Origin of the sequence: Modicisalibacter luteus DSM 23508, from assembly GCF_000378505.1 — a bacterium.
Lineage (GTDB): Bacteria > Pseudomonadota > Gammaproteobacteria > Pseudomonadales > Halomonadaceae > Modicisalibacter > Modicisalibacter luteus.
Window position 1 is genome coordinate 90,003 of the sequence record NZ_KB899993.1, and the last position, 20,134, is coordinate 110,136.

Genomic DNA, 20,134 nt, shown 5'->3' on the forward strand with positions numbered 1-20,134 from the left:
GCCAAAATTGCCGCTGCCGGTACCTGCGTTCAATCGATGAGTCCATCGATTGTCTGCGTTAGGCTATGTATCACTGGCCTGCTTGAGGCTCCGGCAGGCGAATCGCTACGCGAGCGTTACGGCAGCTATGTCGCGACGCGTTTTTGGCATCCTGCTTGGTTGAATCAACAAATGCCCGATGACTCGATACAACCTGAATATCTCTCGCTCTTGATCCTGGCGGGCGGACAAGGCCGGCGCATGGGCGGCATCGACAAGGGGTGGTTGCCACTTGCCGGGCGTCCGTTGATCGAGCATGTCATGATTCGCTTTCAAGACCAGGTCAGCGGGGTCATGATCAGTGCCAACCGCTCCCTGTCAGCCTACCGTGAGCTGGGCGCCGACGTCGTGACGGATCGTAAAGAGGGCTATCAAGGACCGCTCATGGGTATCTGGAGTGGGCTTGTTGCAGCATCCACACCTTGGGTGCTTGTCGTGCCCTGCGATAGCCCAGCGCTCCCCGCCGATCTGGTTCCGCGCATGGTATCTGGCATTAATGATAATGACATCGCCATGGCTCATGACGGCGAGCGGGCACATCCGGTGGTTGCCCTGATACGCCGGGGACTTGCTGAGGACCTCGAGACAGCGCTTCTGGCAGGCGAGCGCAAGATACGGCACTGGTATGCAAGACACGCCTATTGCGAGGTCGATTTCAGTGATTGCCCCGATGCGTTTGCCAATATCAATACGCCTGACGACAGTGCCATGCTGATGCGTCGGCTCTCGAAGAAACGGGCACTTTGAGAAGGATAGGCGTCCGTGCCCTTCGCAGTAAGGCATTGACCGCGTTACGCTACATGGCACAGGACCACGTTTCCTCGCATCACTAGGACGCCATGACACTCGAACTTAGCAACGAAACGTTACCGCTGCTGGGCATAGCCGCCTGGAGTGGAACGGGAAAGACGACCATGCTCGAACGGTTGCTGCCTGCTTTGGCCCAACGTGGATTGCGGGTTGCGGTGATCAAGCATGCTCACCACAGCTTCGATATCGACCAGCCAGGCAAGGATAGCTATCGGCTACGGAATGCCGGAGCCAGCCCGATCCTGGTGGCATCCAGGGAGCGGTTCGCCCTGATGATGGAAACGCCTGAACGACAGGAGCCCGAACTGACCATGCTTATCGAGCAGGTGCGCCCGCAGCAGCCGGACTTGGTGCTTGTCGAGGGATTCAAGGAGTGGCCCCTGCCCAAGCTTGAGTTGCATCGCCCGGCGTTGGGCAAGCCATTACTGGCCCAAGATGATCCTTGGATCCTCGCCGTTGCCAGCGACGAGCCGGTGGACTTGCCCGCTGACGTATGGGCGCTGGAGCTCAACGATATCCCGTCGCTAGCTGAGTATGTAGCTACCTGGCCAGGGCATTGGTCACAACGCCGGCAACCTCGCCGGGAGGCTCGGTAATGAGCGATTCTTGTTTCGAGCGTGGCGAACGCATGCTCAGTGTCGATGATGCCGCTGCGGCACTTCGCGAACTGACACCCCACCCATTAGCGACAGAACGCTTGCCGTTGGCCTCGTTGCTGGGGCGCGTTGTGGCCGAGGATATCCACTCGCCGATCAATGTACCTCAGAATACCAATGCGGCGTTGGACGGGATTGCCCTGGCCTGGTCGAGCGCAACGCAGACACGCCTTGAGGTTATCGGTGAGTCGTTGGCCGGCCAGCGTTACGAGGGAAAAATTACTGAGGGCCAGGCTGTAGCCATCACAACCGGTGCGCCGCTGCCTGCCGGGGCGGATACCGTCATCATGCAAGAGCAGCTCGCATTTGGTGGCGATGCAGGAAATTCCTGGGTCGAGATCCAACGGCCCAAGGCGGTCAAGCAAGGACAGAACGTCCGCATGGCGGGTGAGGATATCGCCCGGAACGCGTTGGCGTTAGCGGCCGGAACGCGGCTCAAGGCGCAACACCTTGGCTTGCTGGCATCCCTGGGGTGCGATGGGGCCGTTGTCTACCGTCGACCGAACGTTGCTATCTTTTCCACCGGCGATGAAGTCACAGCGCCCGGAACCCCCTTGCCCCAGGATGGCATCTACGACGCCAACCGCTTCTCGCTGCACGGTTTGCTCGTGTCACTGGGGTGCAATGTCGTCGACCTGGGCATCCTGTCCGACGAGCCTGGACAGGTTGAGCAGGCGCTGATGACAGCCGCTGACGAGGCCGATATGGTCATTACCAGCGGGGGGGTGTCTGTGGGCCAGGCGGACTGGATCAAGCACGCGTTACACGACGCGGGGCGGCTATGCTTCTGGCGTATCGCCATGCGGCCCGGGAAGCCATTGGCATGTGGGGTGCTGGGCAAGCGGGAAGTGCCTTTCTTCGGGCTGCCGGGGAATCCGGTCGCTGTGATGGTGACGTTCCTGCAATTTGTCCAGCCATTGCTACGCACCATGCAAGGCGAGATGGCCTGGCGCCAGCCACGCCTGGTGGCGGTAGCCGACGACTACTTGTCCAGTCGCGAGGGGCGCGTGGATTACCTGCGTGGCGTCTATGCCTGCGATGATCAGGGGCAGCTGCACGTGCGCAGCACCGGGCAACAAGGATCTGGCATCCTGACCTCCATGGTGGCTGCCAACTGCCTGATCGAAATCGACACGGCCCGGAGCATGGTGAAGCCGGGTGAGACCGTAACGATACAACCATTCGAGAGCTGACATGAGCCTGACCCATCTCAATTCGCGGGGCGAAGCCCACATGGTCGATGTCGGCGACAAGACCGAAACCCGCCGTGAGGCAACCGCCGGTGGCCGTATCCATATGCGATCCGAGACCTTGGCACTGCTTGCCGAAGGTGGGTTGCCCAAGGGTGACGTATTGGCAACGGCACGCATCGCCGGAATCCAGGCAGCCAAAAAGACCCATGAGTTGATACCGCTTTGCCATGCTCTGGCATTATCCAAGGTGGAAATCGGCTTTGAACTCGATGAAGCCAACGCCTGTGTCGAGGTTAAAGCGACATGCCGTCTGACGGGGCGCACGGGAGTCGAAATGGAGGCGCTAACCGCCGTATCTGTTGCCTGCCTCACGCTTTATGACATGTGCAAGGCGGTCGATAAGGATATGCGTATCGATAGCGTACGACTGCTCTCCAAGACAGGTGGCAAGTCAGGCGACTACCGTCGTAACGAGACTGCTGATGACCCGAGGGCGACTGCGCCTTCATCGCTAGCCGCTCCGTCCCGTGATGCAGCCACTAACCGCGATATGCCCATGATTACCGGCGAATCGCCGGACGGCCACATCAGCATCGCGCCACGCAACGAGCAGCCATGTATACAGGTGAAGTTCCTCGCCGAGTTGCGTGAACGTCTAGGCATCAGCGATATCGATATCCCATTGGAGTCTTTGCCATCGCCGACTGTTGCCGGCCTTAAACAGGCACTTCAGTCACATGACACGCGGTTTTCTCTCCTTGGTGAGCGGCGGGTGCTTTGCGCAGTGAACCAGGTCATGAGCGCAGACGATATGTCATTGACCGACGGTGATGAAGTGGCTTTCTTCCCGCCGGTGACCGGAGGATAACCATGATCAGTGTCCAGACCGCGCCTTTCGATGTCGGTACCGAACAGCAGGTACTGACACGAAAACGTACCGATATCGGCGCCGTGGTCAGTTTCACGGGGCTGGTACGCGACTTCAATGAACGACCTGACGTTCAGGCACTGACTCTTGAGCACTACCCCGGTATGACAGAGCAGGCTTTGCAGGACATCGTAGCCGAGGCCGAAGCCCGCTGGGCTCTGCAGGGGATACGGTTGATACACCGTGTTGGCCGGCTGGAACCGGGTGACCCGATCGTTATGGTTGCCGTCGCAAGCGCTCATCGTCGGCACGCATTCGAAGCCTGCGATTTCATTATGGATTATCTGAAGACACGCGCTCCGTTCTGGAAAAAGGAACATACTGTCAGTGGCCACTACTGGGTTGCTGAGCGAAATACGGATATTGAGGATGCGAAACGCTGGGAGGCGACATGACGCAACTGGTCGACAATTTTCAGCGTGTCGTTCGTTATGTGAGGATCTCGGTCACTGATCGTTGTGATTTTCGCTGTGTCTACTGCATGAGCGAAGACATGACGTTTCTCCCTCGCGATCAGGTCCTCTCGCTGGAAGAGTTGGCACTGGTGGCGAAGGCTTTTACCGAACTGGGAGTGGAAAAGATTCGTCTCACCGGCGGTGAGCCCTTGGTCAGGCGTGGCATCGAAGACTTGGTGGAAGAGATCGGTCGCCTGGAAGGGCTCAAAGATTTTGCCATGACCACCAATGGTGCCGGGCTTGGCAAGCAGGCTCGCCGGCTGCGTGAAGGCGGGCTCCAGCGTCTCAATATCAGCATCGATTCGCTGGATGAGGAGCGCTTCAAAAAACTGACCCGCACGGGGCGGCTGGATAAGGTCATTGACGGCATCCACGCTGCTCAGGACGCCGGTTTTGAGCGCATCAAATTGAATGCTGTCATCCTCAAGGGAAGGAACGACGATGAAGTCTTGCCTCTGGTGGACTTTGCTCGTCGGGAAGGGGTGGATATCAGTTTTATTGAGGAAATGCCGCTGGGCGACGTTTCCGAGCATTCACGTGCTGAGACCTACTTCTCAAGCGACGATGTACAGTCAGTCATCGAGTCCCGGTATCAGCTGATTCCAACAACGGAGACTACACTGGGGCCATCGCGCTATTTTCGCATGACCGATAGCGCGACCCGGATTGGTTTCATCTCCCCACATAGCCACAATTTCTGTGCGACCTGCAATCGCGTAAGGGTGACGGTGGAAGGGCGGCTACTGCTCTGTCTTGGCAACGAGCATTCCGTAGACCTTAGAGAAGTCATGCGCCGCTATCCCGGTGATATCGAGGCACTCAAGTCACGCATTATCGAAGCCATGGATCTCAAGCCGGAGAGGCATCACTTTACAACGGATGGAGATGTCCAAGTGGTCAGGTTCATGAACATGACGGGGGGCTGAACGGCACCTTTGCGTTACGCTAGGTCATTGGTCCGACCATCGATAAATAAGTCTTCTCTATAGCCCGCTAATCGTAGCGGGTTATTTTTTGCGCTGACTTGCCAACTAACCCTTCGAGCATATACTTTTACGATAAATGCAGCGCTAAAAAGATAACTAGACCTTCAGTACGGAGGAAGTCATGTCGACCGAGTCTTTGGAAAGAATTGCCCGAAACAAGAATGTTGCTCGCGCAGCTGCGCGTCAGTTGAGCATGGAACAGCTGCATAAATTATCTGAAGTTATTAACGAGGTAATCGAGCAGAAACAGGATGAGGAGCGCAAGCGCCAAGAAGAGGAAACGGACAAGGCGCGAAAGCTCGCGGAAATCCGCGAAGCGATTAACGATGCAGGTTTGTCGTTAGATGATCTTGTCGGCGAGCAGCCCAAGCGTCGGCGTGGTCGTCCCCCGAAGAAAAAGGAAGCCTGAACTCGATACAGTGTGACCTATCATGCTCGGAAGACATGAAACAATAGTTATGGCTTAGGGGGAGAAACGGCGTTAAGCGCCGTTTTTCTTATATTGCTACACATTCCACGTCAGCGATACATGTCAATTTCTGCAGCGGTCAACTGGAAGTGGACTGTCGGTAAGTGGCGCAAGTGGTCTGAGAGCCATTGCATCAATCGAGGCTGTAACTGAGTGCGCAATTGGGCCAGTGTGTCCGCTTCCGATTGCGAAAGTGTATCGTCTAGCCAATCGGAAAGACTGGTTTCGTCCAGCGTCGAGGTGGCTCTGGAATCGACAATCAGCCGCCCGATACGCACCCATCCCATATCGGCAGGTATCACCGCGACCCATAGGAATAGATCGCCATGTCGCTCCTTGGGGTCCCCCTTGGGTGCGATCAGTCCCTCTAGAGGCTGAATATTATCTTGGGTGATGATGCGTGGCGCTTGGGCGTAACGCGCCTCTACGGCCAATCCATCTTCATCGAAGCGGATCAGGTCGCCATTGGTGGGCGTTAAAGGGGCGACGATACCTCGCGCTTGTGCCAGTTCACGGTGCGCAAGCTGATGGCGGTGCTCGCCATGGACGGGGAGTAGATATCGTGGCTTGATCCATTCATAGAGTTGGTTCAGCTCGTCCTGAGCCGCATGGCCGGAGGCATGCAGTTCTGGATGGTGTATTTCTTCCAGTATGCGCACATCCCGCTGGCGCAGGGCATGGTGAAGCCGTTCGATATGCCGCTCGTTGCCAGGGATGGCCTTGGCGGAAAAAATAACCGTGTCGCCGGCCTGCAACTCGAAATCGGGGTGGCGCCCTTGGGCGAGGCGGGAAAGAGCGGCCCTCGGCTCGCCTTGGCTGCCGGTAGCAATCACCAGCACTTCTTCCGGAGGTAGGTAGCCCAGGTCGTTGACGGGAACCAATGCAGGAAACTCTTCCAGATAGCCGAGGCCTCTTGCAATGCGCACCATGCGCTCCATGGAGCGCCCCATCAGGCTGACGCGGCGACCGCAGTGTGAGGCAGCGTGTCCCAGGGCGAGCACGCGTGCGAGATTGCTGGCAAAGCAGGAGACGATGACCCGTCCCTGGCAGTCGGAAAGGGTGCCTTGCAGGGCGCGGGCCACATCGCCTTCGCTGCGTGACTTTCCCGGGAGTGGGGCATTGGTCGAATCGCCAACCACCAGATCGATGGGGGGCAACGAGCGAAACAGCTGCTCGTCGACCGGGGCGCCGATCAAAGGCTCGGGATCTAGCTTCCAGTCGCCGGTATGCAGTACGCGGTGCGCCGGCGTGGTTAGCAGCAACGCACAGCTTTCGGGAATCGAATGGGTCAGCGGCAGATAACGCAGCAGGAAAGCGCCGCATTCCAGCGCTTCACCGGGCTCGACGATGCGGATTGCGTCAGTCGCCAAGCCTCTCTCGGCAAATTTGGTGCGCAGCAGACCCGCGGCCAGAGGCGTAGCGTATATGTCACATCCCCATCGTGGCCATAACCAGGCCACGGCACCGATATGATCTTCGTGCCCATGCGTAATCACGAGTGCGCGCGGCCTGATGCCCAAGGCAGGGAGCCCGTCAATATTGGGAACCTGCAAGGGATTATCGGGTAAATCCTGACGAATCATCATCCCGCAATCAACCGCAAGCCAATCGCCATCGTAGCCGTACAGGGTCAGATTCATGCCGATCTCGCCACATCCTCCCAATGGCAGGATATGCAACGGCGGGCGGCGGCGTGGACGAATCTGTACGCGTGTTTGTGACATCATCGATAGGTATTGAGCATGTAATCGCTCAATATACGTGATCGCGGGCAACCGTCACAATGCGCGCTGCCGAAAGTCGCTGAATTCGCTACAATAGCCGGCCGCGTGCCTCAGGGCACGTTGACCCCTTCATTCTTCGAGTCCGAGCGGATCAACATGTCGCACTTCTTTCGTCTGGTCGTTTCCTGTCCCGATCGTCTGGGCATCGTGGCTCAGGTATCCGGCTTTATTGCCAGTCAGGGCGGATCCATCACCGAGGCCAACCAGCATTCGGATCTGACCTCCGGACGTTTCTTCATGCGCTATGAAATACAGGTCGATGCAGATGCGTCACGCGCAGAAGTGTTACGCGAAGCCTTTCGGCCGATTGCCGAGCGCTTCGAGATGGACTGGGCCTTGCATGACGCATCGCGTCGCAAACGTGTGGTTTTAATGGTGTCCAAGGCATCGCACTGTCTGGTCGACTTGCTGTATCGCTGGAAGACAGGCGAACTGCATTGCGATATTCCCTGTATCATCTCGAATCACGAGGATCTGAAACCCTTGGCGGAATGGCATGGCATTCCCTTCCTTCATGTTCCGGTGAGTGCTGATGACAAGGGGGCGGCCTTTGCTCAGGTGGAACGCCTGGTCGATGAGGCAGAGGCGGACTGTGTGGTATTGGCGCGCTACATGCAGATCCTGCCGCCGCGGTTGTGCGAACGCTACGCCGGACGGGTCATCAACATTCATCACAGCTTCCTGCCGTCGTTTGCCGGAGCCAAGCCATACCATCAGGCGTACGAGCGCGGGGTCAAGCTTATCGGCGCAACCAGTCACTATGTGACGGAAGAACTCGATGCCGGACCGATCATCGAACAGGACATTCACCGCGTTTCCCATTGCCATACGCCTGACGACCTGGTGCGCTTTGGACGCGACGTCGAAAAAGCCGTGTTGGCCCGGGGGCTGCGTTGGCACCTGCAGGATCGTGTCCTGATTCACGGGAACAAGACGGTTGTATTTGCCTGAGCTGACCGTGCCAAGTTGCCCTGGATCGGATGCCAGGGGGGCGTGGTGTCTTTGACCTGCGTAGTGCGCGAATCTTGGCGCTGCTTGTTTTATTGAAGGTTCCCGAACAGGTCAAGTTGCCGCGTACTGTCGGGGGAGGCCAGGCGGACACCGACACCCAGCAGGCGGACCGGACGGCTGCCCCGGGCCCAGGCTTCCTCAAGCAGTAACAGAAAACGCTCGCGATCTGGTTGCCAGCCTGCATATTCCAAGGTGGTAAGGGTGAAATCGTCGAAGCGGACCTTGACGAACAGGCCTCTGACGCGTGGGCGACCGTGACGATCGAGGCGTTCGTCGAGACGGTCGATCAGTGCCGGTAAGGCCGCACGACAGGCATCCAGGTCGGGTAGGTCCTGGTGAAAAGTATTTTCGGCGCTCACCGACTTGCGCTCCCGTTCGACCTTGACCGGACGCTCATCGATGCCTCGAGCCAGTCCGTAAAGGCGATGGCCAAACTTGCCGAAACGTTCCAGCAGCGTGTCGAGCGGCCACTGGCGCAAGTCGGTGCATGTGCTGACATTCATGGCCGCGAGCTTGGCTGCATTAGCTGGGCCAACGCCATGCAGCTTGTTGACTGGCAGTGAGGCAACGAAGGTGTCGACCTCATCGGGTGTAATAACGCGTAATCCATCCGGCTTGTCCCAGTCACTTGCGATCTTGGCCAGAAACTTGCTCGGTGCTGCGCCTACCGACACCGTAATTCCCGTACGCCTGATGGCTTCCTGCTTGATCCAGCGTGCCATCCAGGTCGCACTTCCCTTGAAGTGCGTCACGTCGCTGACATCGAGAAAAGCCTCGTCCAGCGATAGCGGTTCGACCAGGGGCGTTAACTCATGAAAAATTGCCTGAATCTGCTCCGAGACGGCGCGGTAGCGAGAGAAATCAGGCGGCAGCAAGGTAAGCTGGGGGCACAGACGAAGTGCATGTGCTGTAGGCATGGCCGAACGTATGCCATAGCTGCGTGCGGGGTAGTTGCAGGTGGCAATTACACCTCGACGTTCGGCACTTCCACCGATGGCGAGCGGAACATCACGAAGCCGCGGATCGTCGCGCATTTCCACGGCAGCATAGAAGCAGTCGCAATCGGCATGCAGGATCTTGCGCATGCGCTAAGACGGCTCAGTGCAACGATTGGCCGTTACCGCCCCGGATGACGCCGACGCCGACACCTTCAATCTCGAGGTCCTGCTGGCGCAGATCGATCTCGATGGGCGAGAACTCATCGTTCTCAGGAAGCAGCCAGACCGTATGCCCATCGCGTCGAAAGCGTTTTACCGTTACCTCGTCTTCGAGTCGGGCCACCACGACCTGGCCATCGCGAACCCGATTGGTGCGATGCACCGCGAGCAGATCGCCCTCCAGTATACCGATGTCTCGCATCGATAACCCGCGAACCCGTAGCAGATAGTCCGCTCGTGGTGTGAAGTAATCCGGTGCCAGTGGGCAATAGCGATCGATATGTGCGGCGGCCAGGATCGGGTTACCTGCAGCGACTTCACCGATGATCGGCAGCCCGTTGTTCGTCTCGCCGGGAGATTCTTCCGCTTCTTGTGAAGGCAAACGTATCCCGCGCGATGTGCCGGGAATCATACGAATCACCCCTTTCTTGCTCAGGGCGCGTAGATGCTCTTCGGCAGCGTTGGGGGAACGAAAGCCCAGTGCGCGGGCAATCTCGGCGCGGGTCGGAGGATAGCCCAGCTCGTTCATTGTCTTGACGATGAAATCATAGACATTCTGCTGGCGCGGGGTGAGGGGACGAGTCATGGTGCCTCCGCGGTTGCGCTCGGTGAGAAATCAGTCGTGGCTTTGTTCAAGTATACAGCCTGGCATTGTATCCAGTAATCGGTTTCATGCAAATGCACATGATTTGCCGGCTTGCGGCTGATTCGAACCGTTTGTCGTATGACCGCAACTTGCGTAGTATTTGGATGACGTTTTAAACATCCGTTTATAATCAGAGGCACTTCATGGCCCAGACCGATACCGTGACGCGTATTCTCGATACTGCGGAGGTCTTGTTTGCCGAGCGCGGATTTGCAGAAACCTCGCTGCGCAACATTACCAGCAAGGCCAAGGTCAACCTGGCGGCGGTCAACTATCATTTCGGTTCCAAGAAAGCTTTGATTCAGGCTGTCTTCGCGCGGTACCTCGATCCATTCACCGAGCGCTTCCATACTGTGTTGGACGAGCTCGAGAGCGAATATGGAGAGCGTCCGATTCCTCTGGAAGTGCTTCTTGAGTGTATGGCGCGAACCGTGCTCGAGGTGCCGGCAGAGCGCAATAGCCTCAAGGTGTTCATGCGCCTGCTGGGGCTGGCCTATACCCAGGCGCAAGGCCACCTGAGGCGTTTCATTCAGGATCATTACGGCAGCGTGTTCACTCGCTTTGCCGAACTGGTGCGTCGGGCCACGCCGGATTTGCCGGATGCCGAGCGCTTCTGGCGGCTGCACTTCATGCTCGGCACCGTCATATTTACCTTGTCGGGGCTGGATGCACTACGCGATATTGCCGAGAAGGATTATGGCGAACACGTTAGTGTGCGTGATCTTATTCGCCGGTTGAGGCCTGTGGTCGTGGCCGGCATGAATGCGCCCCTCCCTGAGCCGGCTAAAGCGGCCTCCTGAGGGTGCAAGCGGAGCGATGCATGGCGATAGGCTATAGTTGATTGCATTGTCGGGCAGGGCATGGCCTATCGCGAAGCGCCACTGGAGACGGATTCATGAATTCCGTCTGTTGTCGCCTCGTTCATTGGTCTAGAATCGGCCCCCTTCATGGCCAAGGAACCCGATCATGACCCAACCGCTCGGACCGGTAATGCTGGATCTCGAAGGTGCCGCGCTGACCAGTGCGGAGCGCAAGCTGTTGATGCGCCCGGAGGTTGGCGGGGTAATTCTGTTTGCCCGCAATATCGTCGACGCTGGTCAGGTGAGTGAACTATGTGCCGCTATACGGCGAATCCGGCCGGACCTGTTGCTGGGTATCGACCAGGAGGGGGGGCGGGTTCAGCGCCTGAAGGAAGGCGTGACACGACTGCCCTCGATGGGAAAGCTGGGCAGCATCTATGCCGATGTGCCTCAGGATGGTCTGCAGCTCTGTCATGATGCCGGCTGGTTGCTGGGTATGGAAATGGCCGCCTGCGGGTTGGACCTGACCTTCGCCCCGGTACTCGATGTCGACGTGGGGCGCTCGCAGGTAATCGGGGATCGCAGCTTTTCCCGCGATCCTCTGGCAGTCACGGCCTTGGCCGGTGCCTTCATCGATGGGCTGCACGAAGCTGGCATGGTAGCAGTCGGCAAGCATTTTCCCGGCCATGGTGGAGTCGAGGCCGACTCGCATCATGAGCTTCCGCTGGATGATCGTTCCCTCCAGGCGCTGCGCGAACATGACCTGGTCCCGTTCGCGAAGCTGGCTAGCCGCCTCGATGGCATCATGCCGGCGCACGTCATTTACAAGGCGTTCGACGATCGTCCGGCTGGCTTCTCGCCCAGTTGGCTCGGCATGTTACGCGAGGAGCTGGGCTTCAAGGGAGCTATCTTTTCCGACGACCTGTCCATGGCTGGTGCCCATGTCGCCGGCGGGCCGGATGCGCGTGCGCATGCCGCGCTTGAGGCCGGCTGCGACATGGTATTGGTCTGCAACGACCGGGAGGCTGCATTGGCCGTGGCCGACGCCTGCCAGGGGCGGGCCTCGAAGCGCCAGGCCAAGCTGCGCTATGGGCGTGCGCGTCCGGAGCTCGACACCCTGCCTGCGCTAAGTCGCTGGCGACGAACCCATGCCAGACTGGAGGCGCTTGCGAGCGCTTCGTAACGTTTCGCAATCATCCATGCGGCTGCGGCCGTTCGTTTCGACTATCTGTCGCCTCGCCAGCGATCCTGCGTGGCGGCGACACGTGAAGTCATCGACATTGATCAGGACTCCGATGCCTAAGCTTGACCCTGCCTCTCACGAATCGCTAGCTACCATGCGTGAAATCATGGACAACGCCGACTGCCTGATTTCCCAGGCACAGGTCGAGCGAGCCCTGGATCGCATGGCTGAGCAGATTACCGAAAATCTCGGTGACAAGTTGCCGGTCTTCTACTGCGTGATGAACGGCGGACTGATTACCACCGGCCATCTGTTGACCCGCCTTGGCTTTCCCCTTGAGGTCGACTATCTGCATGCCACACGCTATCGCGGCGGCACCCGGGGAGGGGAACTGTTCTGGCGTGTCTCGCCGGAAGTTCCCATGGCCGGACGCCATGTCGTCATCGTCGATGACATCCTCGATGAAGGCGCAACCTTGTCAGCGATCCTCGACTACTGTAAGGAAGCCGGTGCCGCCAGCATCTCAACAGCAGTGCTGGTCGACAAGCGGCATGATCGTAAAGCCATTCCGGATCTCAAGGCGGACTACTGCAGTCTCGAAGTCGAGGATCGCTATGTGTTCGGCTTCGGTATGGATTACAAGGGTTACTGGCGTAATGCGCCGGGGATATTCGCTCCCAAGGGCATGTGACGCATCACACCTTTTCTCGTGGCGATGGGTGAATAAGCGATGCTGGCAATCATCGGTGGGACCGGCCTGACCACGATGGCTGGGCTGGACGTGATCAAGCGACACTCGGCGGAAACTCCGCTGGGGGCGGCATCCGCCAGTGTCGTTCATGGCACGTATGAGGGATACGACATCCTGTTTCTGGCGCGTCATGGCCATCCGTACAAGTTGCCGCCACACCGCATAAACTATCGTGCCAATCTCTGGGCGTTGAAGCAGGCCGGGGCGACGCGCGTCGTTGGCGTGAATGCCGTGGGGGGGATAGATCCATCGCTCTCGCCGGGGGCGCTGGTGGTGCCTGATCAGATCATCGACTATACGGTTGGGCGCGAGTGCACCTATTTCGACGGACGGTTCAAACCGCTCAAGCATATCGATTTTTCCTGGCCGTATACCTCATCCCTGTGTTCGGAGTTGCTGAGCGCAGGCGAGAAGGCTGGCGAGATACTGGAAAAAGGGGGCGTTTATGGCTGCACCCAAGGACCACGCCTCGAGACGGCAGCAGAAATCGCGCGCATGGCACGTGACGGGTGTCACCTGGTTGGGATGACCGGCATGCCGGAAGCCTCGCTGGCACGCGAACTGGAAATCGACTATGCCTGCTTGGCGCTGGTAGTCAATCCCGCTGCTGGCGTGACGAACCGAGAGATCAGCCTGACCGAAATCGATGCCGTCATTTCGAGCGGTATTGAGCGGATCAAACGAGTCATCGGCGCGATGTTGGGTTAATCACGAGCTGGGCAGCGTAGGGACGCGCTGATCCAGCTCGTTGGCATTGGCTCACAATCCCAGTTCGTGTGTGGCTTCCTCCCGCATCTTGTACTTCTGAACCTTACCGGTCACTGTCATCGGGAATGCATCGACGAACTTCACGTACCGTGGAATCTTATAGTGCGCGATCTGGCCTTGGCAGAACGTGCGCAGGCCTTCCTCGTCGAGGCTTTCACCTTCAACCAGCTTGACCCAGGCCATGACTTCCTCGCCATATTTCTCGTCGGGTACGCCAATGACCTGCACATCGGAGATGGCAGGGTGGGTGTAAAGGAAGTCCTCAATCTCGCGAGGGTATATATTCTCTCCGCCGCGGATGATCATGTCCTTGATGCGCCCGGCAATAGCCACATAGCCGTCTTCATCCATGGTGGCCAGATCGCCGGTATGCATCCAGCCGGCACTATCAATGGCTTTGGCAGTCGCCTCCGGGTTGTCCCAGTAGCCAAGCATCACGCTGTAGCCACGGGTACATAACTCTCCTTTCTCGCCACGTGATACGACGGTGCCGGTCGTCGGGTCGACCAGCTTGACCTCAGTATGCGGATGAATGGTGCCCACCGTAGTCACACGCTTGTCCAGCGGTGCGTCGGTCTGAGTCTGCAGACTCACGGGGCTGGTCTCGGTCATGCCATAGCAGATACTGACCTCACGCATGTTCATCTTTTCAATGACCTGTCGCATCACCTCGATGGGGCAGATGGATCCCGCCATGATCCCGGTACGCAGCGATCCCAAGTCGAACTGCTCGAAGTCCGGATGTTCGAGTTCGGCAATGAACATGGTAGGGACGCCGTAGAGCGCCGTGCCGCGTTCCTCACTGACGGCTCGCAAGGTGGCCAGCGGGTCGAAGCCGTCACCCGGATAGATCATTGCGGCGCCATGTGTCATGCAGCCCAGGTTGCCCATGACCATGCCAAAGCAGTGGTAGAGCGGCACGGGGATCACCATGCGATCCTCGCAGGTCAGGCCGATGCGTTCGGCAACGAAGAAGCCATTGTTGAGGATGTTGTGATGCGACAGGGTCGCCCCTTTGGGTGCGCCGGTCGTACCTGAGGTGTATTGGATATTGATAGGCTCGTCGAACTGCAACGTGGCTTGCAGCTCGGCCAGTTGAGTGGCATCGATGTCCTCGGAACGCGCTAGTAGATCCTCCCAGGTCAGCATCCCCGGGCGGGTGCGCTCAGCGTCCAGGCAGACGATGCGTCTAAGAGCCGGCAACCGCGTGCTGGAAAGACTCTCAGGCGTGGCGTTATCGACTTCGGGTACCAGCTCGGCAAGCATGTCGACATAATTCGAACTCTTGAAGGCGCCTTGCAGAATCAGCGTCGAGGTTCCTGATTGACGAAGGGCATATTCGAGCTCGTGGGTGCGGTAGCTGGGGTTGATATTGACCAGGACGGCGCCGATCTTGGCGGTGGCAAACTGGGTGATGGTCCATTCCGCACAGTTGGGTGCCCAGATGCCGACGCGTTCGCCCTTGGCAACGCCAATGGCGAGCAGGGCGCGGGCGGTCCGTTCGACCACCTCTTGTAATTGGTTCCAGGTGTAGCGCAGGTTCTGGTGTCGGCTGATAAGTGCGTCGCGGTTGCCATGGCTGGCGACCGTAGCATCGAAGCAATCACCAATGGTTTGTCCCTTGAGAGGCAGCTCGCTGATACCGCTGACATAGCTGTTAAGACGACGCTGCGAGACGGTTGTCGTTGTGGCGTGGCGTGTCATGGAACTTCCTGCTTGTTGTTGTGAAAAGCATTACCGGTATTGATCGTTAGCCCTTGGCTCGCTGACGGGTTAGGGCCTGTAGCGACTCCTGGCAACGGGCCTCAACGTCATCCAGCTCGCGTTGAAGGACACGGATATCCTCCAGCTGTTGCTGCATGGCGGCGCGTTTGTCGGCCAGGATATCGAGCATTCGGCGAAGCTGGCGTTCGTCGCCGTCGGGGGCGTGGTCGTAGAGCTGGATAACCTCGCGAATCTCGACCAGCGAGAATCCCAGGCGCTTGCCGCGCAAGGTCAGCTTGAGCCGGACGCGATCCTTGTCATGATAGACGCGAGTCTGGCCACGACGCTCCGGCTCCAGTAAACCTTCCTGTTCGTAAAAGCGGATCGTTCGCGGAGTGATTTCGAAGAGTCTGGCGAGCTCGCCGATCGTATAAGTCCGTCGCGAGCGTGAGCCCTCCTGGGGAGGTGTAGCTATGGAATGGGGGGCGTCTGGCATGTGTTTTCCTCGCTTTACTGGACGCATGGAACTAGGCGTTCAGCGTCCCGTGTGCCTAGGCTAGATTAGGTTTACGTTAACGTAAAGTAGACCAAGCGATAGCTTTCATGCAGCCAAGCAAATGCTAGGTTGAATGGCGGACCGGCATGATAAGGCTGGGCCAGGCATATTCATGCTCACCATGAGGACGCAGAGATGGATTTTGCTCTCAGTGACGACCAGCGCGCGCTACAGCAGGCCGCTGCCGACTTTGCTCGGGTCGAGTTAGCCCCCCACGCCGCCGAGTGGGATGCAACGGCGCATTTTCCCGTCGATGTCATCAAGCGTGCCGGAGACGCCGGCTTTCTGGCGATCTACATCGACGAGCTGCATGGGGGGCTGGGGCTGTCTCGTCTCGATGCCTCGTTGATCTTCGAGCAGCTCTCCCAGGGGTGCGTGTCGACTACGGCGTATCTCACCATTCACAACATGGCCAGCTGGATGATCGCTACCTGGGGCAGTGAGACGCTACGCGACACCTGGTTGCCCTCGTTAATTAGTGGAGAACGCCTGGCCTCATACTGCCTGACTGAGCCTGGAGCCGGTTCTGATGCCGCCAATCTGCGTACCCGGGCTGTACGCGATGGCGAAGATTACGTCCTCACCGGTAGCAAAATGTTCATTTCCGGTGCGGGAGCCACCGACGTGCTAGTGGTCATGGCACGTACTGGTGCGCCGGATTCCGGGGCGGCTGGTATATCGACCTTTCTGGTGCCGGCCGATAGCGCGGGTATCGAGTATGGCAAGAACGAGGAGAAGATGGGCTGGAAAAGCCAGCCTACGCGCCTGGTCAGCTTCGATGAGGTGCGCGTCTCGGCCGGGTATCGTCTCGGCGAAGAGGGCGAAGGGTTCAAGCTCGCCATGAAGGGGCTCGATGGCGGGCGCCTCAATATCGCCAGCTGTTCACTGGGCGCAGCTCAGCATGCGTTGGAACTAGCGCGCGACTACCTTCACGACCGCAAGCAGTTCGGCAAGACGCTGGCGTCGTTCCAGGCGCTGCAGTTCAAATTCGCCGATATGGCAACCGAACTCGTCAGTGCCCGGCTAATGGTACGTCATGCCGCTTGGCGTCTCGATCAGGGAGACCCGCAGGCGCCGGCGCACTGCGCCATGGCCAAACGGCTGGCAACCGATATCGGCTTCAACGTGTGTAACGAGGCGCTGCAATTGTACGGTGGGTACGGCTATATCAAGGAGTATCCTCTCGAGCGTTTGGTGCGTGATACCCGAGTCCATCAGATTCTGGAGGGCACCAACGAGATCATGCGCCTGATCGCGTCGCGCCGGCTATTCGATGACGGCGTGGTCGAGACTTTGCAGCAATGACGGCCCGATGCTACCCGATAATGACAAGGAGAAGATGATGAGCCGCAACCTGATCTTGGAGAAGGATCGTCACATCGCTCGTGTAACGATCAGCAACCCACCGGCCAATACGTGGACGTACGACTCGCTGCTCGAGCTGGAGGGGCTGATCGATGACCTGGAAGCGGATACCAGCATTACTGCCTTGGTGATCACCGGCGAGGGTGAAAAATTCTTTTCGGCCGGAGCCGACCTGAAAACCTTTGCCGACGGCGACAAAGGTATGGCGGCGACCATGGCGGTACGTTTCGGGCATGCCTTTGAACGATTGGCCAATTATCGTGGCGTCAGCATTGCCGCGGTCAATGGTTATGCCATGGGCGGTGGCCTGGAATGCGCACTCGCCTGCGATATCCGCATTGTAGAGCGCCAGGCCAAACTGGCATTGCCTGAGGCCCGGGTCGGCGTGCTGCCGTGCGGGTGCGGCACGCAGCATCTCACTCGCCTGGTGGGCGAGGGCTGGGCCAAACGCATGATTCTGTGCGGCGAGCAGGTCGATGCCGAAACTGCTGAGCGCATCGGCTTGACCGAAGAGGTCGTCGAGACAGGCATGGCGCTGGAACGCGCCCTGGCTTTGGCCGAAGGCGTGGCCCGGCAAAGCCCGAAGGCACTCGAGCACTGCAAGACCCTGATCATGAGCAGCCGTGAGCGCGGGTTATCAGATGGGTTTCGGCTCGAGCGCGAATTGTTCATCGATCTGTTCGACGACCCCAATCAGCGGGAAGGTGTCACCGCCTTCTTGGAGAAACGTGAGCCCAGGTGGACCCCGGTTAAGAGGGAGCGCTGAACATGGCTGAGCAGCCCGTCAAGTTCCAGGAAATTGCCACGCGCGACGAGAAGCGAATTGGCGTGGCCTCGCTTAATGCGCCCAAGTCGCTCAATGCACTTTCTCTCGAGATGATAGAGCTGCTTGGCGACCGGCTGGCTCGTTGGGCCGATGATCCTGAGGTGGCCGTCGTCTGGCTCGAAGGGGCTGGCGACAAGGCATTCTGTGCCGGAGGCGATGTCGTTGGCCTTTACCGCGCCATCGTCGGCGAATCTAACGACGACACGACGGACGATTATCCTACCCGCTACTTCGCTGCGGAATATCGCCTGGACTATACCATTCACACGTATCCCAAACCGTTGATTATCTGGGGGGATGGTATCGTCATGGGGGGTGGCCTGGGCCTTATGGCTGGGGGGGCGCACCGAGTGGCGACGGAGACCACGCGCATTGCCATGCCCGAGATAACCATCGGCCTGTACCCCGATATCGGTGCCAGCTGGTTCCTCAATCGTATGCCTACCGGGGTGGGGGCCTACCTGGCCTTGACCGGGGCGCAACTCAATGCTCGTGACGCCATCGATGTGGGCCTAGCAGACCGCCTGATTCCTCATGAGTATCGCGAGGACGTCATCAAGGCGCTGGCTAATGCATCGTTCGACCTGCCAGAAGTCACCGTGAGAAGAATCCTGCACGATTACGAGGAGCGCTCGCGCGCTCCGCAGGGGCAGGTACTGGCGCACCTCGACGCAATACAGTCGCTTGTCGATGCCAGCAGTGCCGCTGAGGCCGTCAAGCGCATCCTCGGTGATAGCCGGGCTGATGCATGGTTGGCCGCCAATCGCCAACGCCTTGCGGCGGGATGTCCGATCACGGCGCATCTCGCCTGGCGCATGCTGGAGCGCCATAAACGCGGCAGCCTGGCCCAGGCGTTTCGTGACGAACTCAACCTGTCGGTCCAGTGCTGTCGGCAAGGCGATCTCGCCGAGGGTGTGCGAGCCTTGCTGATTGACAAGGACAAGACACCGCGCTGGACCCATGCAGACACAGCCAGCGTGCCCGAACGTGACATCGAGGCTTTTTTTGCGCCGCTATGGTCCTCTCAATCGCATCCGCTGCGTGACCTCTAGCGCGATACTTAACAACAACAAGGAGCCACATTCATGCGTATCGCTTTCATTGGCCTGGGCAACATGGGCGCCCCCATGGCCAGCAATTTACTCAAGGCCGGGCATGAGGTCACCGTATTCGACCTCGTCGAACCTGCCATGCAACAGCTTGTGTCCGAGGGTGCCAAGGCGTCGGGTTCTGCCGTCGAGGCGACACGCCAAGCCGAGGTCATCGTCTCAATGCTGCCGGCAGGGATCCACGTGCGCGAGCTCTATCTCGGCCAGGAAGGTCAGGCAGGGCTGCTCGAGGCATTCGATACCCAACCCTTGGTCATCGATGCTTCTACCATTGCCCCCGAAGACGCCCGCGCCGTCGCCGAGGCGGCACACAGGCGTGGCGTTCCCTTCCTCGATGCCCCGGTATCCGGTGGAGTCGGCGGTGCCAAGGCGGGCACGTTGACCTTCATCGTGGGCGGTCCCGAAGACGCCTTCCAGCGTGCGCGGCCGGTGCTCGAAGCCATGGGGAAGAATATCTTTCACGCCGGAGAAGCCGGGGCAGGGCAGGTCGCCAAGATCTGCAACAACATGCTGTTGGGAATTCTGATGAGCGGGACGGCGGAGGCATTGGCGCTTGGCGTCAGGAATGGTCTCGACCCGGCCACGCTCTCCGAGATCATGAAGCAGAGTTCCGGCGGTAACTGGGCCTTGAACGTCTACAACCCCTGGCCTGGCGTAATGGAGAATGTGCCGGCCTCGAAGGAATACCAAGGCGGCTTCCTGGTCGATCTAATGATGAAGGATCTCGGGCTGGCCTGGAACCTGGCGCTGGATTCGAAAGCGACGGTACCGATGGGATCTCAGGCACGTAATCTATTTGCGCTGCATGCCGCCCAAGGCAACGGTCGGTTGGATTTTTCCAGCATCCAGTGGCTGTATCGGAGTGGTGATGCGCGTGAATGAGTGAATTGTCATGCATACGATGTGCTGACTGTTGACTACCCTTTGAGGGGTTAGCC

21 protein-coding genes are annotated in these 20,134 nt (G+C 58.9%); 16 read left to right on the forward strand and 5 right to left on the reverse strand.

The window, feature by feature from the left end; genetic code table 11:
* The first annotated feature begins 171 nt into the window (after nucleotides 1-171).
* The 7 genes from mobA (at nucleotide 172) to F568_RS0108790 (ending at nucleotide 5,476) form a co-directional block, all read left to right on the forward strand.
* A complete protein-coding gene (mobA, locus tag F568_RS0108760; protein WP_019018343.1) occupies nucleotides 172-786 on the forward strand; it encodes a molybdenum cofactor guanylyltransferase MobA in 615 nt (204 codons plus the stop codon).
* A 92-nt stretch (nucleotides 787-878) separates the two neighbouring features.
* Complete coding sequence (gene mobB, locus F568_RS0108765) at nucleotides 879-1,445, forward strand: molybdopterin-guanine dinucleotide biosynthesis protein B (RefSeq protein WP_019018344.1); 567 nt, start codon at nucleotides 879-881, stop codon at nucleotides 1,443-1,445.
* Nucleotides 1,445-2,698 carry a molybdopterin molybdotransferase MoeA gene (moeA, locus tag F568_RS0108770; RefSeq protein ID WP_019018345.1) on the forward strand — a complete coding sequence of 418 codons (1,254 nt, stop codon included), beginning with the start codon at nucleotides 1,445-1,447 and terminating at the stop codon, nucleotides 2,696-2,698. The genes mobB and moeA overlap by 1 nt, the downstream gene beginning before the upstream one ends.
* A gap of 1 nt (nucleotide 2,699) precedes the next feature.
* The gene (gene moaC / locus F568_RS0108775) at nucleotides 2,700-3,566 is read left to right on the forward strand and encodes a cyclic pyranopterin monophosphate synthase MoaC (RefSeq protein ID WP_019018346.1); all 867 of its coding nucleotides are present in this window, start codon (nucleotides 2,700-2,702) and stop codon (nucleotides 3,564-3,566) included.
* A gap of 2 nt (nucleotides 3,567-3,568) precedes the next feature.
* Entirely contained in the window at nucleotides 3,569-4,021 is a 453-nt protein-coding gene (gene moaE, locus F568_RS0108780; RefSeq protein WP_019018347.1) for a molybdopterin synthase catalytic subunit MoaE, read from the forward strand.
* On the forward strand, nucleotides 4,018-5,007 hold the full coding sequence (gene moaA / locus F568_RS0108785) for a GTP 3',8-cyclase MoaA (RefSeq protein ID WP_019018348.1): 990 nt from the start codon (nucleotides 4,018-4,020) through the stop codon (nucleotides 5,005-5,007). Before moaE ends, moaA begins: the two co-directional genes overlap by 4 nt.
* Before the next feature lie 181 nt (nucleotides 5,008-5,188).
* Nucleotides 5,189-5,476 (forward strand): H-NS family histone-like protein, encoded by a 288-nt coding sequence (locus F568_RS0108790; RefSeq protein WP_019018349.1) that lies wholly within the window; start codon nucleotides 5,189-5,191, stop codon nucleotides 5,474-5,476.
* 110 nt (nucleotides 5,477-5,586) lie between these two features.
* Here F568_RS0108790 and F568_RS0108795 read toward each other — a convergent pair whose 3' ends face one another.
* A complete protein-coding gene (locus F568_RS0108795) occupies nucleotides 5,587-7,176 on the reverse strand; it encodes a ribonuclease J (RefSeq protein WP_026300426.1) in 1,590 nt (529 codons plus the stop codon).
* Between the two features lie 240 nt (nucleotides 7,177-7,416).
* Between F568_RS0108795 and purU the strand changes: the two genes are divergently transcribed.
* Nucleotides 7,417-8,271: a formyltetrahydrofolate deformylase gene (gene purU / locus F568_RS0108800; protein ID WP_019018351.1), complete on the forward strand. Its 855-nt coding sequence runs from the start codon at nucleotides 7,417-7,419 to the stop codon at nucleotides 8,269-8,271.
* 89 nt (nucleotides 8,272-8,360) lie between these two features.
* Here the strand turns inward: purU and dinB are convergent, their stop codons facing one another.
* Entirely contained in the window at nucleotides 8,361-9,416 is a 1,056-nt protein-coding gene (gene dinB, locus F568_RS0108805) for a DNA polymerase IV (RefSeq protein ID WP_019018352.1), read from the reverse strand.
* A gap of 13 nt (nucleotides 9,417-9,429) precedes the next feature.
* Nucleotides 9,430-10,074 (reverse strand): transcriptional repressor LexA, encoded by a 645-nt coding sequence (lexA, locus tag F568_RS0108810; RefSeq protein ID WP_019018353.1) that lies wholly within the window; start codon nucleotides 10,072-10,074, stop codon nucleotides 9,430-9,432.
* A gap of 203 nt (nucleotides 10,075-10,277) precedes the next feature.
* Here lexA and F568_RS0108815 point away from each other — a divergent pair, with 203 nt between their 5' ends.
* From F568_RS0108815 to F568_RS0108830, 4 genes are all read left to right on the forward strand, one after another.
* Complete coding sequence (locus F568_RS0108815; protein ID WP_019018354.1) at nucleotides 10,278-10,934, forward strand: TetR/AcrR family transcriptional regulator; 657 nt, start codon at nucleotides 10,278-10,280, stop codon at nucleotides 10,932-10,934.
* Nucleotides 10,935-11,100: 166 nt separating this feature from the next.
* Complete coding sequence (nagZ, locus tag F568_RS0108820; protein ID WP_019018355.1) at nucleotides 11,101-12,117, forward strand: beta-N-acetylhexosaminidase; 1,017 nt, start codon at nucleotides 11,101-11,103, stop codon at nucleotides 12,115-12,117.
* Nucleotides 12,118-12,229: 112 nt separating this feature from the next.
* Nucleotides 12,230-12,808, forward strand: a complete 579-nt coding sequence (locus F568_RS0108825; RefSeq protein WP_019018356.1) for a hypoxanthine-guanine phosphoribosyltransferase — start codon at nucleotides 12,230-12,232, stop codon at nucleotides 12,806-12,808.
* Nucleotides 12,809-12,847: 39 nt separating this feature from the next.
* Nucleotides 12,848-13,576: an S-methyl-5'-thioinosine phosphorylase gene (locus tag F568_RS0108830; protein WP_019018357.1), complete on the forward strand. Its 729-nt coding sequence runs from the start codon at nucleotides 12,848-12,850 to the stop codon at nucleotides 13,574-13,576.
* Between the two features lie 51 nt (nucleotides 13,577-13,627).
* Here the strand turns inward: F568_RS0108830 and F568_RS0108835 are convergent, their stop codons facing one another.
* Together F568_RS0108835 and F568_RS0108840 are read right to left on the reverse strand one after the other, a co-directional pair.
* A complete protein-coding gene (locus F568_RS0108835) occupies nucleotides 13,628-15,340 on the reverse strand; it encodes an AMP-binding protein (protein WP_019018358.1) in 1,713 nt (570 codons plus the stop codon).
* A gap of 46 nt (nucleotides 15,341-15,386) precedes the next feature.
* Nucleotides 15,387-15,836, reverse strand: a complete 450-nt coding sequence (locus F568_RS0108840; protein ID WP_019018359.1) for a MerR family transcriptional regulator — start codon at nucleotides 15,834-15,836, stop codon at nucleotides 15,387-15,389.
* Nucleotides 15,837-16,031: 195 nt separating this feature from the next.
* Between F568_RS0108840 and F568_RS0108845 the strand changes: the two genes are divergently transcribed.
* From F568_RS0108845 to mmsB, 4 genes are read left to right on the forward strand one after another with little or no spacing between them, the layout of a single operon-like run.
* Nucleotides 16,032-17,201 (forward strand): acyl-CoA dehydrogenase family protein, encoded by a 1,170-nt coding sequence (locus F568_RS0108845; RefSeq protein ID WP_019018360.1) that lies wholly within the window; start codon nucleotides 16,032-16,034, stop codon nucleotides 17,199-17,201.
* A 37-nt stretch (nucleotides 17,202-17,238) separates the two neighbouring features.
* Nucleotides 17,239-18,027: an enoyl-CoA hydratase gene (locus tag F568_RS0108850; protein WP_019018361.1), complete on the forward strand. Its 789-nt coding sequence runs from the start codon at nucleotides 17,239-17,241 to the stop codon at nucleotides 18,025-18,027.
* 2 nt (nucleotides 18,028-18,029) lie between these two features.
* Nucleotides 18,030-19,139, forward strand: coding sequence for an enoyl-CoA hydratase/isomerase family protein (locus F568_RS0108855; RefSeq protein ID WP_019018362.1), 1,110 nt, complete (start codon nucleotides 18,030-18,032; stop codon nucleotides 19,137-19,139).
* Between the two features lie 33 nt (nucleotides 19,140-19,172).
* The gene (gene mmsB, locus F568_RS0108860) at nucleotides 19,173-20,078 is read left to right on the forward strand and encodes a 3-hydroxyisobutyrate dehydrogenase (RefSeq protein ID WP_019018363.1); all 906 of its coding nucleotides are present in this window, start codon (nucleotides 19,173-19,175) and stop codon (nucleotides 20,076-20,078) included.
* Nucleotides 20,079-20,134 lie beyond the last annotated feature (56 nt).

What these genes read in the sequence shown, in the direction of transcription:
- F568_RS0108835 (WP_019018358.1), bottom strand. Translation starts at nt 15,340, where the DNA reads ATGACACGCCACGCCACAACGACAACCGTCTCGCAGCGTCGTCTTAAC.
- lexA (WP_019018353.1), bottom strand. Translation starts at nt 10,074, where the DNA reads ATGACTCGTCCCCTCACCCCGCGCCAGCAGAATGTCTATGATTTCATC.
- nagZ (WP_019018355.1), top strand. Translation starts at nt 11,101, where the DNA reads ATGACCCAACCGCTCGGACCGGTAATGCTGGATCTCGAAGGTGCCGCG.
- moeA (WP_019018345.1), top strand. Translation starts at nt 1,445, where the DNA reads ATGAGCGATTCTTGTTTCGAGCGTGGCGAACGCATGCTCAGTGTCGAT.
- mobB (WP_019018344.1), top strand. Translation starts at nt 879, where the DNA reads ATGACACTCGAACTTAGCAACGAAACGTTACCGCTGCTGGGCATAGCC.
- F568_RS0108790 (WP_019018349.1), top strand. Translation starts at nt 5,189, where the DNA reads ATGTCGACCGAGTCTTTGGAAAGAATTGCCCGAAACAAGAATGTTGCT.
- mobA (WP_019018343.1), top strand. Translation starts at nt 172, where the DNA reads ATGCCCGATGACTCGATACAACCTGAATATCTCTCGCTCTTGATCCTG.
- F568_RS0108845 (WP_019018360.1), top strand. Translation starts at nt 16,032, where the DNA reads ATGGATTTTGCTCTCAGTGACGACCAGCGCGCGCTACAGCAGGCCGCT.
- moaA (WP_019018348.1), top strand. Translation starts at nt 4,018, where the DNA reads ATGACGCAACTGGTCGACAATTTTCAGCGTGTCGTTCGTTATGTGAGG.
- moaC (WP_019018346.1), top strand. Translation starts at nt 2,700, where the DNA reads ATGAGCCTGACCCATCTCAATTCGCGGGGCGAAGCCCACATGGTCGAT.
- F568_RS0108795 (WP_026300426.1), bottom strand. Translation starts at nt 7,176, where the DNA reads ATGAATCTGACCCTGTACGGCTACGATGGCGATTGGCTTGCGGTTGAT.
- F568_RS0108830 (WP_019018357.1), top strand. Translation starts at nt 12,848, where the DNA reads ATGCTGGCAATCATCGGTGGGACCGGCCTGACCACGATGGCTGGGCTG.
- purU (WP_019018351.1), top strand. Translation starts at nt 7,417, where the DNA reads ATGTCGCACTTCTTTCGTCTGGTCGTTTCCTGTCCCGATCGTCTGGGC.
- F568_RS0108840 (WP_019018359.1), bottom strand. Translation starts at nt 15,836, where the DNA reads ATGCCAGACGCCCCCCATTCCATAGCTACACCTCCCCAGGAGGGCTCA.
- moaE (WP_019018347.1), top strand. Translation starts at nt 3,569, where the DNA reads ATGATCAGTGTCCAGACCGCGCCTTTCGATGTCGGTACCGAACAGCAG.
- F568_RS0108815 (WP_019018354.1), top strand. Translation starts at nt 10,278, where the DNA reads ATGGCCCAGACCGATACCGTGACGCGTATTCTCGATACTGCGGAGGTC.
- dinB (WP_019018352.1), bottom strand. Translation starts at nt 9,416, where the DNA reads ATGCGCAAGATCCTGCATGCCGATTGCGACTGCTTCTATGCTGCCGTG.
- mmsB (WP_019018363.1), top strand. Translation starts at nt 19,173, where the DNA reads ATGCGTATCGCTTTCATTGGCCTGGGCAACATGGGCGCCCCCATGGCC.
- F568_RS0108825 (WP_019018356.1), top strand. Translation starts at nt 12,230, where the DNA reads ATGCCTAAGCTTGACCCTGCCTCTCACGAATCGCTAGCTACCATGCGT.
- F568_RS0108855 (WP_019018362.1), top strand. Translation starts at nt 18,030, where the DNA reads ATGGCTGAGCAGCCCGTCAAGTTCCAGGAAATTGCCACGCGCGACGAG.
- F568_RS0108850 (WP_019018361.1), top strand. Translation starts at nt 17,239, where the DNA reads ATGAGCCGCAACCTGATCTTGGAGAAGGATCGTCACATCGCTCGTGTA.